Here is a 14,116-nt window from a genome sequence, read left to right on the forward strand (position 1 = left end):
GATTAAAAGTCCGTGCTGAACTCTAAGGTTTTGCCAAAAATTTGAATACATGAAAATAACCATAAAATATTTTGGAATACTTGCTGAAACCTCAGGCAAAAAAGAGGAAATCCTGGAGGTGGATAAGGGAATGTCGGCCGCGGAATTAAAAGGCAGGCAGATCAAAACTTACCAAATCCCGGAGGAGGAATCTGTACAGCTGGCGGTAAATCAAAATTTAAATACTGAGGTAGAATTAAAAGAAGGCGATGAGGTGGCATTTTTGCCGCCCTTCGCAGGAGGATAATGCGCTATAACCGACAAATAAAATTGGATGAGGTGGGTTCTTCCGGACAGGAAAAGCTGCGGAATGCCAGCGTGTTAATCGTGGGCGTTGGAGGTCTTGGCTGTCCTGCAGCCCAATATCTCGCAGGGGCGGGGGTAGGTAAAATCGGGTTAATAGATCATGATAAGGTTTCCATTACCAATCTGCATCGGCAGGTTTTGTATGATGAATTTGACGTTGGAAAATCAAAAGCTTTGGTTGCCAAGGAAAAACTGCAGCGTTTGAACGGGGAAATTGAACTGGTTGCTATTGAAGAGGCTTTAACTATAGAAAATGCTGAAAAGCTTTTTAATCAGTATGATTTAATCATCGATGGAACCGATAATTTTGAAACGAAATATCTCATCAACGATGCCTGCATTTTGACAGGAAAGGCCTGGATTTATGCTTCAATTTATAAGAATGAAGGGCAGCTTTCGGTATTCAATTACCAAAACGGCCCTTCCTATCGCTGTCTTTTCCCGAAGACGACCAAGCAAAATGTGAGTTGTGAAGCTACCGGCGTTTTAGGAGTGACCCCCGGAATTTTTGGAATGCTTCAGGCAGCGGAAGCGCTGAAAATAATCCTTGATGCCGGTACTGTGCTTTCAGGAAAATTGAAGCTGATGAATATTCTTTACGGTACTGAACAGGTATTGAATATTCAGAAAAGACCGGAAGAGATCCGGAAAATTAAAAATGAGGGAATAATTCCCTTCCGGATAGTTTGCGAATTAAAAGATACCGGAAAAACATATCTGGATGTTCGGGAAGACTTTGAACAGCCAAAAGTGAATTCAGAAAAGGTGATCCATATTCCGTTAGAAAAATTAAAGGATCGTTTAAAAGATATTCCCGATATGGAAGAAGTGCTTGTCTTTTGCCAGTCTGGAGAGCGAAGTCAGGAGGCTATTGAAATACTTCAGGAAGATTTCGGGTTTCGGAATCTCAAAAATGTAGAAGGAGGAATCGAAAAAATAATCAATGGATAAGAAAAAACCAAAAAAAGTATTCGTTCAGGGCGCCATTCCGCCGGAAAAGATCGCGCAATCTATTGCGAACCATCAGTCGAAAACCAATATTGGTGCTCATAGCATTTTCCTGGGGCAGATCCGGGCAGATGAGGTGAATGGAAAAGCAGTAGGTGCTATAGAATATTCAGCCTATGAAGAAATGGCCGAAAAAGTATTTCACGAGATCAGGGAGGCGGCATTTTCAAAATTCGACATTACCTGCGCCCATATTTACCATAGTTTGGGTAAGGTGAAAACAGGAGAATTATGTCTTTTTGTTTTCACCTCTTCAGCACACAGAAAAATTGCGATTGACGCCTGCACTTATTTTGTGGAAGAAATAAAGGCTAAAGTGCCCATTTTCGGGAAAGAGATTTTCGAAGATGAAACTCATCAATGGAAAGTTAATAAATAGATGGTTGATATTACCCATAAAATAACGACACTTAGGGAAGCTACCGCTGTAGCTGTGGTTAGAACTTCCAGTGAAGAAACGATTCAGCGTATAAAAGAAAACAAAGTACCTAAAGGCAATGTTTTTGAAATGGCAAAGGCAGCGGGTTTTCTGGGAGTGAAAAAAACCCCCGAATTGTTACCCGATTGTCATCCGCTTCCTATTGAATATACCGGGATCGAATATGAGATTGACGGCCTGGAGATTAAAATTTCGGTTTGCGTTAAAACTATCTATAAAACCGGGGTAGAGGTGGAAGCGATGCACGGGGCGAGTATTGTGGCGCTTACGATGTACGATATGCTGAAACCCATCGATAAGAATATAGAAATCGGTTCGATCAGGCTTCAGAATAAGAAAGGTGGAAAATCTTCGTTTAAGGTTGATGCTGAAGGACTTAGCGCACAGGTGGTGGTTTGTTCAGACACTATTTCAAAAGGAATGGGAGAAGATAAAGCCGGTAAAATGATTGTTTTAAAACTGGAAGCGCTGGGGATTAAAGCCGAAAAGATTATCATCCCGGATGAAGCCGAAGAGATTAGATCGGCTTTAAATAATGCAGATTCAGACCTGATTATTTATACAGGAGGAACCGGAGTAGGTCCGCGCGATGTCACCCCGGAAACCATAGAACCTCTGCTGGATCTTAAGCTAAAGGGCGTAGAGGAACAAATGCGAAGCTACGGCCAGCAACGTATGCCCTACGCGATGCTATCGAGATCTATAGCAGGTATAAAAGACGGAAAGCTTGTCCTGGCCTTGCCGGGATCGACCAAGGGAGCGGCAGAATGCATGGATGCTATATTTCCGCATGTGCTGCATGTATTTAAAGTGATAACAGGAAAAAGACATGATTGAAGAGAACAAAAAGATCGTAGACAATTTTGGAAGAGCGCATACCTATCTCAGAATTTCCCTGACTGACAGGTGCAACCTTAGATGTTTCTACTGCATGCCAGAGGAGGGAATCGAACTAATTGAGAAACCGAATATTATGAGCCTGGAGGAAATCATAGCTCTGGCCGGGAAATTTCGGGATTTGGGGGTAGACACTATTCGCCTAACCGGTGGGGAACCCCTGGTGCGAAAGAATTTTGGGTATCTGGTAGAAGAACTGGCAAAACTGGGCGTCACTTTAAAGATCACGACCAACGGGATCATGCTTGATAAATACCTGGATCTTTTTCAAAAAATAGGACTTCGAAAGATAAATCTTAGTCTGGATACCCTGGACAAGGCTAAATCTGTATTCATCACGAAGCGGGATTATTTTGAGCGCATTATGAAGAACCTGGAAAAGGCTTTGGAGATGGATATGGAAGTCAAACTCAATATTGTCTTGATCAAAGGGGTGAATGATAATGAGATCAACGATTTTATAGAACTGACAAAACACAAGAATTTAACTATTAAGTTCATCGAATTTATGCCCTTTAAAGGCAATAAATGGGATTGGAGCAAGGGAGTTGGAAAACAGGAGATCCTGGATTTGATTTCCAAACGATTTGGAAATATCGACGAACTGAAAAATCCGCCGCATAGTACCTCTTCAAATTTTAAAGTCGACGGGCACGTTGGAAGTTTTGCGATTGTAAGCACCATTACCAGTCCTTTCTGCGATGAATGTAACCGGATTCGGGTAACTGCCGATGGGAAAATGTTGAACTGCCTTTTTGCAAATTCTGAAACTGATTTATTAACTCCACTAAGAAATGGGGAGCAAATGGATGATATCATTATCAATGCTATTAAGACCAAGAAATATTCCCGTGATGGTATGGATGTAAAAATGGATGCCGATCATTATGAGAAAAACAGGTCAATGATTTCAATAGGAGGCTAATGTTAACAATTGAAGAAGCATTAAAGATTATCAAAGATCAGCAGGTTACCCTGACAACTGAAAACAGGAGTTTAAGAGAATGCCTTGGTTTTTCCCTTTCAGAAGATATCATTTCATCATTTGATATGCCCTCTTTTGATAATTCGGCTATGGATGGTTATGCGCTATGCGGAATTTCAAAAGAATATCAAATTATAGGGGAAGTCGCAGCCGGTGAAGAGAGACAACTTACATTAAAAGAAGGAGAAGCAGCGCGGATCTTTACCGGTGCAAAAATTCCGGAAAACACTACTGCAGTAATGATGCAGGAAAAGGCCAGAGCAAGCGGAAAGAAGCTTTTTCTTGAACAGGAGCCGAAGAAGGGGCAGAGTATCAGGCAAAAGGGAGAGGAGTTAAAGAAGGGTCAGGTTGTTTTTGAAAAGGGATACACCATCACGCCTGCCGGAATAGGGATGATAGGCAGTCTGGGAAATGATAAGGTGGAGGTTTTTAAGAAACCTGTCATCAATTTGATTACCACGGGAAACGAATTGGTGAAACCCGGAAATCCAAGACCAGAAGGGCATATCTACGAATCCAACAGCTATGCCTTAGTTGCAGCCTGTGAAAATTATGGATTTATCTGTGAGGATAAAAAACAGATCGAAGATGATTTTGAGGCTATTAAAACCGGAATAAAAAACTCCCTTGAAACTGCAGAGGTTCTGGTTCTTTCCGGTGGAATTTCAGTGGGAGATTATGATTTTGTAAAACAGGCATTGGAGGAAAACGGCGTTGAAGAGCAATTTTATAAGGTTTTTCAGAAACCCGGGAAACCTCTTTATTTTGGGAGAAAGGGAGATAAGTTTGTGTTTGCTTTACCCGGCAATCCGGCATCTTCATTAAGTTGTTTTTATATCTATGTATTGCCATTACTTTATAAGTTAAGCGGTTCAGAAAAGTCAGGATTGGCGCAATACACTTTTCCTATTTCTCATAACTACGAGAATAAATCTGATCGTCCTTCATTTTTAAAAGCAAAAGTCAACAACGGAAAAGTAGAAATATTGGACGGACAGGGATCTTCTATGATTCAGTCAATGGCCCTTGGGAACGCTTTGGTATTTCTGGATGGGGAGAGTTCAGCTAAAAAAGGGGAATTAGTTCAATGCTTCTTAATTTCCTGATATGCCTATTGAATATCTACCGTTCATTTTTTTCTTTATCGCATTATTTTATAGTTCGGTCGGATTTGGCGGTGGATCCAGCTACCTGGCTATCCTGAGTCTTTTTCTTACCGAATTTTATGAAATCCGATCAACAGCATTAATTCTAAATATTTGTGTTGTAAGCATAGGTATATTAGGCTTTCTTAGAAATAGAGTTATTAGTTTAAGACTGTTTTGGCCATTTCTGGTTACAAGCATTCCTATGGCCTATTTAGGCACTCAGTTGATGTTATCACAAAAGCTTTTCTTTCTAGTGCTAGGCTCTTCTTTAGTATTAGCGGGATTTTTTTTACTGCTGAAATATTTTAAGGAACAGTTAGAATCCAAAAAGTTCTCTAAGAATAAGAAACTATTTCTTGGGGGAACTATTGGATTATTATCCGGTGTCTCCGGAATTGGAGGTGGAATTTTTTTATCGCCAATACTTAATTTAATGCAATGGCGAAATCCAAGAATAGTCGCCTCTTTAGCTTCAGTATTTATTATGGTGAATTCTGTGGCGGGAGTTATTGGGTTACATGTCTCGGGAACCTTCCAAATCAATTTTGACTTTTTATTAAAGCTACTTATTGCGGTATTTCTGGGAGGTAGCCTAGGCTCTTATCTAACTAATAAAAAATTTAATCTCAAATTTCTGGGAGTATTGACCGCTCTCCTTGTCTTTTATGTGGGGTTAAAGTTAATTCTTGCATATGGGTTTGATATAAATATTTAGAAACTGAAATTAATTTTTGCAAAAAGAACCAAATAGAATTATTTGAAATTGATTCATCGCTTATTTTCCCATATAGAAATTGATTTTTCACTGCCCAGCAAACGTGTCGTCTGGGTATTGAACTGTAAGATTTTTCTATATCAACTTAAGGTCTTTCATAATTCCAATAAGATGAGGATTGGTGTCTGCATTAAATTCTTCACGTAATTCTTTTAACCGCTTTTCTATTGCGCTTCTACTGCTGGGCTTGATATTTCTCTTCTTTAATTCTTTTTCTATTTCATTTTGGGTATATCCGTTGGAAAGATATTCAACAATACTAATTTCAAACTGATTAAGACTAAGGAGGTTCTTTTGTTTTAGAGCTTTTTCAATGGAAGGGGAGTTGTATGTTAAACCCTCATTTAAATTGAGAATCGCCTGCTTTAGATATTTAAGTCCGTGACGATCCTTACACACATAAGCGTCTATGTTTCCGGAATCCCATAGGTTTCGAACGACTTGTGGGTGGTCTTCAATAGAATTTACAATAACCTTCAGGTTTGGATTTTCAGTTTTCAGTTTAGAAATAAGTTCCTGTCCTGAATTTATCTTTTCATCTCGAAAATCCTGTTTAAAGGAAAGATCACATATAAGCAAATCAAAGGGATAATTATCAAGAATTGCTTTTTTAGCCAAAAGCCAAGCCTGGTCGCAATATTGTGAATGAGTTATATCAACGATTCCGATATCTTCTAAAAGTATCGTAACAGCCTGATTAATACTGTCCATATCTTCCGCCACGAGTACCTTTTTAAACATAATAGTTTTTTATAGTGGAATTAAGATCATAATTTTTAATCCTTTACCCTTTTCAGTCTCAAAAGTAAGTTTTCCATTTACAGAAGAAATACGGTTTTTCACATTTTGCAGTCCGTTGCCGTTTTGAATAGCTTCCCGGGTAGAGCCTTCACCATTATCAGAATAATGAATTCTCAAATATTTTTCTTCTTTACTGAAAACCAAAGCCACTAAGGATGCCTGGCTATGCTTTTTCATGTTTACCATAATTTCCTGTAATACCCTATAGATCACAAATTTTTTTTCACGGTTTATAGTGCTCCAGGGAAAATTCCTTTCGCCACTAATAATTAACCTGGTATCGTCTGGACAAACGTTGGAGAGTAAAGCCACTAGTTGATTTACATAACCTGGCCCTGTATTAATTTTACTGTTTTCTCTAGAAATATCACGGGTGCGGCTGTAAATGCTTTCTAGTTTATCAATTGTTTCTGCAGGGACAACTGCTTCCAAGCCGCTCATAATGTTATATACGTCATTGGCTAACTCGTCGTGAATTTTTTTTGAAATTCGGGTTTCAGTATTATAGATTTCTGTTATTTTTTCCCTTCTATGTTTCTGCCGGTTGTAATAAAAGATAAAAATAGCAAGTCCTATAACAAGAATAGCGAAAAACCCAAGTATATAATTCCGGGTTTTAATCTTCTGATTTTCCAGGGCCTGTAAAGCTGCTGAAGCTTCTAATCTGGAAATCCGCTGCTTCTTCTGTTCCTCATCAAACCTTATTTTTGCAAAAGTATTTTTAGCCTTTAAGTTCACTTTATTTAAACTATCACTAAGGTGAACATATGCTGAAATATACTTTTTGTCAATGGGACTAAGGATAAGTAATTGTTTTAAAGCGTCTACTTGTGCTTGTAAGCTTGTGTTAACTTCACCAGATTCAAGCCATTTTTCTGCATAATCAATAGCTTTTGCATTATTAAGGTTTTTATAGAATTCTGATAAATGATAATAACTAGCTGTTAAACCATTGTAGTCATTAAGTTCCTTTCGCCATTGTAGTGCCTGGTTTAATTTTAAAGAAATATCTACATTTTTGTTTTCCAACCATTTCGTAAATGCCAGATTATCTAAATATCTTGCCCGTGATTTGTAATCTTTTTCAGTAGCCTTACTATAGAGTTCATCAAAAACGGCGATTGCTTTTTTATATTTTTTTTGATCCTGATAAACCAAACCAACATTATTTTGATAACTAAGGCTATCTTCTAAGTTATCTGCATAGCTCAGCGCATTTTTATATTCTATAATCGCATCTTTATAAAAACCCTGGTTGCGATATGCGATAGCAATAATATTGTAGGCACTACTTAAATACTGCTCGTCTTTTTCTTCATTGAGATAGCGTAAAGCTTCAGTAGCAGATTCCTGACTTCCGGTATAATCCTGCCTCCGACTTTGGGCAGTGGCCATTTCCAAACTTTTACGAGCTGCTTTAGAGCTATCTCCAAGTTGAAGGTATCGCTTCCGTGCTTCAAAAGCATTTTTAAAAACTGATTCCTGATTATCTAAATAGCGATTAATAACTGCTTTCCTGTAAAATGCGAGAGCAATCCAGTTTGTATCTTTCTTAAAGGTGGCCAACCGTTTAAGGCTATCTGCAAAAAATAGCGCACTATCAAATTCTTCTAACCGATTATGATAGTATATTTTGTGGTCTAAAAGGAGAGGGTGAAGGCTGTCTTTTTTATTGTGAAGTTTGGATAAGGATTGATTTAAATTCTGAATCTTAATATTTATTTTATCTTCATTTAAAGCCTGTTGATAAAAATAATATGCTGAATTTTTTGCACGACCTTTTCTCAAATCTTCCTCTTGAACATTATTTATACAAGCGCTAGCGAAAAATAAGATCAAGAGGAAAATAATTGGATAGATGGACTTCATAAGGCGAAAATAAAAAAAGCCGCTCAGAAGCGGCCTTTTTAATCAAAAATAGATTCATTTTAATCGCCTCCGGGTTTTTCCTCCTCAGGATCGGTGTTTTCATCTTCCCCATTTGCATAATAATCTTCTGGTGTATCCGTAGCCTCGGCAAGGCTATCTTCGGTACATGACGTGAAATTGAACAATCCGGCCATTAGCAAAAGGGTGAAAATTGCTTTTTTCATCTTTTAAAATTTTAAAATTTGACATTATTAAGCCCGCCCGAAATGATTTCGGTATTTGGGACTGGGTTGGGAAGAATGGGTTTCGCCGGAGCTTCGAGAAGTCTTCCCAATTTTCCCTAGACACCGGGAAACCCTTGCTGTACTGATTGTTTTTTCAGTGACAGGTCAAAATAAAGATGGAAACCACGGACAGTCGCGGACATAAGGCAGACAAGATCCGGACAAGTTTGTCCGACTATCTTGTCTAAAGATTTTTATACATTTAAGGTTGAATTTTGACTTGAAAAATGACCGAGAAATTAATTAATAGCGTCTTTGAAAAAGCCGGTAAAGAATCCGGAAAAGACTCTGTTCACGGAAGAGCCGAATATCTGGCTGAACATATTTCTGAGGTATATAAATTTCAGGTTTCATCAAAAACACTTATCCGATATTATAAAAAGGAATATTCACCTTCTCATCCGCTTACCGATTATCTTTCTCAGTTTTTAGGTTATGAAAATTATGGGGGGTTCGTGAAAAATGAATCAGAGCCAGTCCTTAAGCCAGGAGAAAAAAACTATAAAAAGAATAAAGCCTGGATAATCGCATTAATTTTACTTCCATTGATAGGGGTATCGGCCTATGTTGGTTATCAAAATGGGAAAGAAGAATGTATGATTTGGAAAAAGGATCATTTTGAAAGAACTGCCTGTAGCGGTAAAGAAAATGAGGAATTATTACGGATTTTTCGTCTTGAGAATTTTAAAAAAATAAAACCTACCGATACCACTGCTTTCTTTAAAAACGGAAAGGTTCAAGTTTGGTATGATAAATCCGATAAGAAGCTTGAATTTTTTACAGCTCCCGGGATACATCCTAAGAACGGAAAAACCTTAAAGCCGGTTTCCAAATATATTATCAAAAAATATATTAAAACCGGGGAGTAATCCACCTCTTTTTAATTCCACTACGATTCTTTTAATCTCACTTTACGGAAACCCGTAAAAACCTTCCATTCAATTTCTTTAGGTTTACTAACTCAAAAGTTTACATTTCAACTGAAAACAGCAGATTTAAAAATGGATTTCAACTATTAATTCTTAAAGAACACTAAAATTCATTTGGATGAAACTTAAACATTTCTCAATTATACAAGCCCAAATTTTATTGCATGAAAGGAATCTACTATTCCCTAAGTTTTCTTCTAATGTCATTAATGTTTTTTTCTTGTGGAAAGCGAGAAGAGAATGCTTCTATAAGGGAGGTTGAAAAAAAGCAACCTAATCCGGCCGTAGTGCAACCGAAACCCGCCAATTTGAAATTGTATGCAGAAAATACTGCAAGTATGAATGGCTACATTGAAGGATTTACTAATTTTAAAGAAGCTTTAGCCCGCCTTGTTAACGAAGTTGAAATTTTAGAGACCCCGAGGTTTTCAACACATGTATATTTAATCAACAATAAAATCACGAAACTTAATACCCCGGATTTTATTTATTCTCCAAAGGACGGCTCCACGCAGGAAGGGTAACACTCTTTTAAGGATTGCTAGTAAAAGACCACGAATTGGAGAAGATATTTTTGCCATTGGTAGTCCTAAAGGATTATCCAATTCTTTAACCAAAGGAACAATTTCAGGTTTTAGGGAAAATGATAGAATTCAAATTGATGCGGTTATAGATCACGGCAGCTCAGGTGGTCCACTGTTCAATATTAAAGGAGAAGTTATTGGGATAACCACCTCTGGTATGGGAACCGGTTCTGAGCTTAATTTTGCTATTAATATTCAGGTCTTAGCGTACGAGAAATATATTAGATAATAATTTTATGATTAATTTAAAGCCTTTACTTCTTTCTCTCCTCATAATTCTCTCAGCTTGTAAAAGAACTGTTAGTGAGCGAAATACAAGTCCTCATTCAAATGTGGAAGAAAATATTATTGGAAGCGAAGCCGAAAAAGATGACGAAAATCTACCTTCCGGTAAGATCGCACTTAAAGGCAAGATCATGTGTATAGTTGATGGTGATAAAGCCGAACTCCTCTATAAAGGAGAGTTTCCTTTAATGATTCGTTTTGAACATATTGATGCCCCTGAGAAAAGAGGTAGTCAAGCCTACGGGAACAAAGCTAAAAGAATACTTTCTGATTTGTGCTTTGGCCAGGAGGTCACTTTAATTACAGATGGTGAATTTGACATGGGCGGACGGATTATTGGAGAACTTATTAATGAAGAGGGTGTCAATGTCAACAAGGAAATGGTCCGACTTGGTTATGCCTGGCATTATAAAAAATACTCTGATGATATATCCTACGATAAACTGGAAAAAGAAGCCCGGAATAACAAGCGCGGACTATGGCAGGAGCCAAATCCTATAGCTCCCTGGGATTTTAGGTAGTAAAAAGTGGCCTGGTCGTAACCCTACTACTCGTCTTGGCCCTTATTAGAAAAACATGAAAATTCTAACTTGGATTAGTGTACTTATGCTGTTTGTCGCATTGGCACCTTTACCCATTGGGTTATTATACCTTATTACGGATCGTCGTAACTCGAACTGCGGTCATTTAGCAGTTAATTATTATAAGAATAATAAAATAGAATGGACAATAACCTTTGGTATAATAGGCATGATCTTATAATTTTTTATAAAAAAAGTGGAGTTCAGAAACCACTATAAAAAACGAGGCGAAACCGAAAAGCCTTACGATTAGGAAACTTTAATAGTTAATTAATGATTAAATCTTACTTAAAAATGACCGCCATTTTAATGGCAACATCAATTATTTTTTCAAGTTGTGCTTCAATTGTGAGCAAAAGTAGTTATCCAATTTCAATAAACAGTGCGCCTAGCGAGGCTCAAATTGTTATTAAAGACAAAAAAGGTATTGAAATCTTTTCTGGTCAAACACCTGCAACTCTAAAACTAAAATCTGGAAGCGGATTTTTTGGAAAAGCAAGATACCAAGTAACTTTTACTAAAGACGGTTATAATACCAAAACTGTTCCTGTGGAATATAAACTTGACGGATGGTATTTTGGGAACTTACTTTTAGGAGGAGTTATAGGAATGCTAATCATTGACCCTGCAACAGGAGCAATGTATAAGCTGGAAACGGAATTCCTAAATGAAAATTTAGTTCAATCTACTGCGAGCGTGCAAAATGAAGAATTTAAGGTTTACGCATTAAACGATATTCCGGCGGAATGGAAAAACAACTTAGTACAAGTTAATAAGTAAAACCAGCCCATAACAGCATATATAAAAAATAGCAGTTAAGGGCTAAACCGAGAGGTTGGTTCTTTTCTGCTATTTTTGTTATAAACAGAAAGTAAAGTTAAAGTTTATCTGCTACTTTTCAAATACGCAAATCGTTGGCAATTTGTGAAAAATCGAAATTACGGTAGACCGTAAGCAAAATTTAAAAATTTACCCTCTTAAATCCTTTAAGATAGAAAAAAGATCAAGTAATTGATTTTTGCATTAAACACCAGGCCGGGACGCTAATTTTATTAAATCAGCAGGACAAGATCGGGATAGCCAAAGAGGAGGAATTTATACTTAAAAACTGGAGCTATTATGACTTAATGACTAAAATAAAGAACAAGGCCGAAAAAGCGGGCATTGAACTTATTATAGATTGAGGATATAATCACAAGGGTGCTTGTACACCCGCAAGAGGTTGAGAATCACACTCACTAAATGCGCATAGCATATACAACGCGTGGGCTCACTTATTTTGATAGAGCTAAATTACAGGAAAGAAAGAAAAACAATTAAATAGTATGAGGGTACTACGGTAAACTTCCGGATAAAGGATTAAACAAGCAGGGCCAGGAGGAATTTCTCAGAATTGAATATCGATAAGTTTCATTATCGAACCACCGTATACAAGACCGTTACGTACGGTGGCGTGAGAGGCAGACTCCGTCAGTTTCTGGCAGATCAATCTACTCGATGTGTGCACAGGAATTTTTTCAATCTTTGGCATTTTTTTCCTTCATCCATACAGGCGTTGTGTCTGATTTGTGGCTACCACCAATTATATCTTTGTACAGTTCAGGTCTCCTCGCATTTTTGTATCGCCAACCTCCTGAAAGTTGTATTTTATCCTTTGTGATTTTTGAAATCGTAATTTCGTCTTCAAAGGATTTTATTTCGGACAAAACTTCTCCATAAGGGTCGATTATCATCGAATTACCGTTTTTCAGTTGTTCGCCATCATAGCCAATTGGGTTGGTAAACGCATAGTAAACTCCATTGTCGTAAGCCCTTGCGGGTAGCCAGCGCATTAACCAACGCCTACCTTTAGGGCCGTCGAACTCCATTCGTAATGAAACAGGGTCATTTTCTCGATTCTGCCAATATTTGTCGTCTACATATCCTCGATGTGGCATTGCCGATGGTGTACAGCATGTAACATGAGGTGCAAAAATTATTTCCGCTCCTAAAAGGCTTGTCGCCCGGACATTCTCTATTACGTTGTTGTCATAGCAAGTCAAAATTCCGCATTTCCAGCCGAGTATGTCGAATACACAATATTCGCCACCAGCGGACATATGTTTGTTGATAAAAGGGTGTATTTTTCGGTGTTTCGCGACCACTCCATCGCCCGTAACGCAGATATAGGTATTATAAATTTTCCCATCCGACTTTTCTACCAGACCTGCCAAAATCGGAATGTCCAGATCATTGGAAATCGCAAGCAACTCCATTGTGCTTTTGCCGTTGGGAACGTCCTCCGCCAAGTCCGTTATCTGTTCCAGACTTAAATCTTTGGTAAAAGTGTATGCGGTAATGGACATTTCGTGAAAACTAATTAAGTCTGCTCCGTTGGATTTTGCTTTTTCCGCAAGTTTTCGGATTATCGATAGGTTGTATGTTTTATCTCCGTCCTTCGGTTGAAATTGGGCTACTGCTATGTTCATTTTGAGATGTACATTAAATTTTTTACTTGCTTGTGCATAATTCGTTTTATAGGAACTAAAATACTTTTTTATAAGGTCTTTAGTTGGAATAAACGCATCTTATTGATTTATATCAAATATTACAAAACCGACATTCCTTGCTATAAGTATTCTAAAAAACATAAATTAACGAGCTTACTTTTAGGTAACATCGCTCCCAAATCTACCATAACTTACTTGCGATCCTATGCTGTTTTTATAGGGTACGGGAAGTTAAGTGTAAAGTAAAAACAGCATAGGGCGCATCCTACTTGGGAGTGTTAGCTCCTACTATTTCAAAAAATCTCTAAAATTTGCCTGATTTATTATCTGGACTTTAGCTTTATAGGTTTCTGAGAAAATTTTCGGGAGTGTTAGCTCAACTCTGTCTCCTTCCTCCTCCGGGGGTACCCCCGGAGGAGGAAAATTTAGCTTTTCGTTTTATTGGTTGCTAAATCCAACTCCAGTCGGCCTTCAAATTTAATGGCTAATTGTTGAACTACCAAGCCCCAATTCTGCAGTGGAGCGTTCCATTTCTTTTCAATTCTTTGGGTAGCCAGATAAACCAGCTTTAATAACGCCATATCATTAGTGAAAGCTCCTTTGGTCTTGGTTACTTTTCTTACCTGCCGGTGAAAACCTTCTACGGCATTAGTGGTATATATGAGTTTTCTAATGGGAGCGGTATATTCAAAATAAG

The 14,116-nt window shown here is 37.8% G+C and carries 17 protein-coding genes and 1 pseudogene; 13 read left to right on the plus strand and 5 right to left on the minus strand.

Going from position 1 to position 14,116, the window contains the following annotated elements:
* Window positions 1–49: 49 nt before the first annotated feature.
* Genes BM266_RS13905 through BM266_RS13935 form a run of 7 tightly spaced genes read left to right on the plus strand, consistent with a single transcriptional unit; the run spans window position 50 to window position 5,537 of the window.
* Window positions 50–286 carry a MoaD/ThiS family protein gene (locus BM266_RS13905; protein ID WP_093410767.1) on the plus strand — a complete coding sequence of 79 codons (237 nt, stop codon included), beginning with the start codon at window positions 50–52 and terminating at the stop codon, window positions 284–286.
* Window positions 286–1,296, plus strand: coding sequence for a HesA/MoeB/ThiF family protein (locus tag BM266_RS13910; RefSeq protein WP_093410769.1), 1,011 nt, complete (start codon window positions 286–288; stop codon window positions 1,294–1,296). Before BM266_RS13905 ends, BM266_RS13910 begins: the two co-directional genes overlap by 1 nt.
* Window positions 1,289–1,732 (plus strand): molybdenum cofactor biosynthesis protein MoaE, encoded by a 444-nt coding sequence (locus BM266_RS13915; RefSeq protein WP_093410770.1) that lies wholly within the window; start codon window positions 1,289–1,291, stop codon window positions 1,730–1,732. The genes BM266_RS13910 and BM266_RS13915 overlap by 8 nt, the downstream gene beginning before the upstream one ends.
* Window positions 1,733–2,629, plus strand: a complete 897-nt coding sequence (moaCB, locus tag BM266_RS13920; protein WP_093410772.1) for a bifunctional molybdenum cofactor biosynthesis protein MoaC/MoaB — start codon at window positions 1,733–1,735, stop codon at window positions 2,627–2,629. It abuts the gene before it with no gap.
* Complete coding sequence (moaA, locus tag BM266_RS13925; protein ID WP_093410773.1) at window positions 2,622–3,614, plus strand: GTP 3',8-cyclase MoaA; 993 nt, start codon at window positions 2,622–2,624, stop codon at window positions 3,612–3,614. The genes moaCB and moaA overlap by 8 nt, the downstream gene beginning before the upstream one ends.
* The gene (locus tag BM266_RS13930; protein ID WP_093410775.1) at window positions 3,614–4,780 is read left to right on the plus strand and encodes a molybdopterin molybdotransferase MoeA; all 1,167 of its coding nucleotides are present in this window, start codon (window positions 3,614–3,616) and stop codon (window positions 4,778–4,780) included. Before moaA ends, BM266_RS13930 begins: the two co-directional genes overlap by 1 nt.
* Before the next feature lies 1 nt (window position 4,781).
* The gene (locus BM266_RS13935) at window positions 4,782–5,537 is read left to right on the plus strand and encodes a sulfite exporter TauE/SafE family protein (protein WP_093410777.1); all 756 of its coding nucleotides are present in this window, start codon (window positions 4,782–4,784) and stop codon (window positions 5,535–5,537) included.
* Between the two features lie 135 nt (window positions 5,538–5,672).
* On the opposite strand, the gene BM266_RS13940 is transcribed toward BM266_RS13935, so the two are convergent.
* The 3 genes from BM266_RS13940 to BM266_RS17155 are packed head-to-tail and all read right to left on the minus strand — an operon-like array spanning window position 5,673 to window position 8,491.
* Window positions 5,673–6,338 carry a response regulator transcription factor gene (locus BM266_RS13940; protein WP_093410779.1) on the minus strand — a complete coding sequence of 222 codons (666 nt, stop codon included), beginning with the start codon at window positions 6,336–6,338 and terminating at the stop codon, window positions 5,673–5,675.
* A 9-nt stretch (window positions 6,339–6,347) separates the two neighbouring features.
* Window positions 6,348–8,267, minus strand: a complete 1,920-nt coding sequence (locus tag BM266_RS13945) for a tetratricopeptide repeat-containing sensor histidine kinase (RefSeq protein ID WP_093410781.1) — start codon at window positions 8,265–8,267, stop codon at window positions 6,348–6,350.
* 59 nt (window positions 8,268–8,326) lie between these two features.
* Window positions 8,327–8,491 carry a hypothetical protein gene (locus BM266_RS17155; protein ID WP_175494813.1) on the minus strand — a complete coding sequence of 55 codons (165 nt, stop codon included), beginning with the start codon at window positions 8,489–8,491 and terminating at the stop codon, window positions 8,327–8,329.
* A gap of 287 nt (window positions 8,492–8,778) precedes the next feature.
* Here BM266_RS17155 and BM266_RS13950 point away from each other — a divergent pair, with 287 nt between their 5' ends.
* The 6 genes and pseudogenes from BM266_RS13950 to BM266_RS17400 form a co-directional block, all read left to right on the plus strand.
* On the plus strand, window positions 8,779–9,420 hold the full coding sequence (locus tag BM266_RS13950; RefSeq protein WP_093410783.1) for a hypothetical protein: 642 nt from the start codon (window positions 8,779–8,781) through the stop codon (window positions 9,418–9,420).
* A 224-nt stretch (window positions 9,421–9,644) separates the two neighbouring features.
* Window positions 9,645–10,004: a hypothetical protein gene (locus tag BM266_RS13955; protein ID WP_093410785.1), complete on the plus strand. Its 360-nt coding sequence runs from the start codon at window positions 9,645–9,647 to the stop codon at window positions 10,002–10,004.
* A gap of 13 nt (window positions 10,005–10,017) precedes the next feature.
* The gene (locus tag BM266_RS17610) at window positions 10,018–10,293 is read left to right on the plus strand and encodes a trypsin-like peptidase domain-containing protein (protein WP_394333129.1); all 276 of its coding nucleotides are present in this window, start codon (window positions 10,018–10,020) and stop codon (window positions 10,291–10,293) included.
* 7 nt (window positions 10,294–10,300) lie between these two features.
* A complete protein-coding gene (locus BM266_RS13965) occupies window positions 10,301–10,870 on the plus strand; it encodes a thermonuclease family protein (RefSeq protein ID WP_093410787.1) in 570 nt (189 codons plus the stop codon).
* A gap of 333 nt (window positions 10,871–11,203) precedes the next feature.
* The gene (locus BM266_RS13970; RefSeq protein WP_139220656.1) at window positions 11,204–11,710 is read left to right on the plus strand and encodes a hypothetical protein; all 507 of its coding nucleotides are present in this window, start codon (window positions 11,204–11,206) and stop codon (window positions 11,708–11,710) included.
* 224 nt (window positions 11,711–11,934) lie between these two features.
* A pseudogene (locus BM266_RS17400) lies at window positions 11,935–12,114 on the plus strand (hypothetical protein); the annotation flags it as partial.
* Between the two features lie 333 nt (window positions 12,115–12,447).
* Here BM266_RS17400 and BM266_RS13980 read toward each other — a convergent pair.
* Together BM266_RS13980 and BM266_RS13985 are read right to left on the minus strand one after the other, a co-directional pair.
* Window positions 12,448–13,398, minus strand: a complete 951-nt coding sequence (locus BM266_RS13980; protein WP_093410791.1) for a nitrilase family protein — start codon at window positions 13,396–13,398, stop codon at window positions 12,448–12,450.
* 446 nt (window positions 13,399–13,844) lie between these two features.
* Window positions 13,845–14,116, minus strand: a 272-nt coding sequence (locus BM266_RS13985; protein ID WP_139220657.1) for a transposase, incomplete at its 5' end; no start/stop codon positions are given.

The organism is Salegentibacter flavus, assembly GCF_900115145.1.
GTDB lineage: Bacteria > Bacteroidota > Bacteroidia > Flavobacteriales > Flavobacteriaceae > Salegentibacter > Salegentibacter flavus.

Coding starts and splice junctions, on each gene's coding strand:
- BM266_RS13905 (WP_093410767.1), top strand. CDS start 50: ATGAAAATAACCATAAAATATTTTGGAATACTTGCTGAAACCTCAGGC.
- BM266_RS13910 (WP_093410769.1), top strand. CDS start 286: ATGCGCTATAACCGACAAATAAAATTGGATGAGGTGGGTTCTTCCGGA.
- BM266_RS13915 (WP_093410770.1), top strand. CDS start 1,289: ATGGATAAGAAAAAACCAAAAAAAGTATTCGTTCAGGGCGCCATTCCG.
- moaCB (WP_093410772.1), top strand. CDS start 1,733: ATGGTTGATATTACCCATAAAATAACGACACTTAGGGAAGCTACCGCT.
- moaA (WP_093410773.1), top strand. CDS start 2,622: ATGATTGAAGAGAACAAAAAGATCGTAGACAATTTTGGAAGAGCGCAT.
- BM266_RS13930 (WP_093410775.1), top strand. CDS start 3,614: ATGTTAACAATTGAAGAAGCATTAAAGATTATCAAAGATCAGCAGGTT.
- BM266_RS13935 (WP_093410777.1), top strand. CDS start 4,782: ATGCCTATTGAATATCTACCGTTCATTTTTTTCTTTATCGCATTATTT.
- BM266_RS13940 (WP_093410779.1), bottom strand. CDS start 6,338: ATGTTTAAAAAGGTACTCGTGGCGGAAGATATGGACAGTATTAATCAG.
- BM266_RS13945 (WP_093410781.1), bottom strand. CDS start 8,267: ATGAAGTCCATCTATCCAATTATTTTCCTCTTGATCTTATTTTTCGCT.
- BM266_RS17155 (WP_175494813.1), bottom strand. CDS start 8,491: ATGAAAAAAGCAATTTTCACCCTTTTGCTAATGGCCGGATTGTTCAAT.
- BM266_RS13950 (WP_093410783.1), top strand. CDS start 8,779: ATGACCGAGAAATTAATTAATAGCGTCTTTGAAAAAGCCGGTAAAGAA.
- BM266_RS13955 (WP_093410785.1), top strand. CDS start 9,645: ATGAAAGGAATCTACTATTCCCTAAGTTTTCTTCTAATGTCATTAATG.
- BM266_RS13965 (WP_093410787.1), top strand. CDS start 10,301: ATGATTAATTTAAAGCCTTTACTTCTTTCTCTCCTCATAATTCTCTCA.
- BM266_RS13970 (WP_139220656.1), top strand. CDS start 11,204: ATGATTAAATCTTACTTAAAAATGACCGCCATTTTAATGGCAACATCA.
- BM266_RS13980 (WP_093410791.1), bottom strand. CDS start 13,398: ATGAACATAGCAGTAGCCCAATTTCAACCGAAGGACGGAGATAAAACA.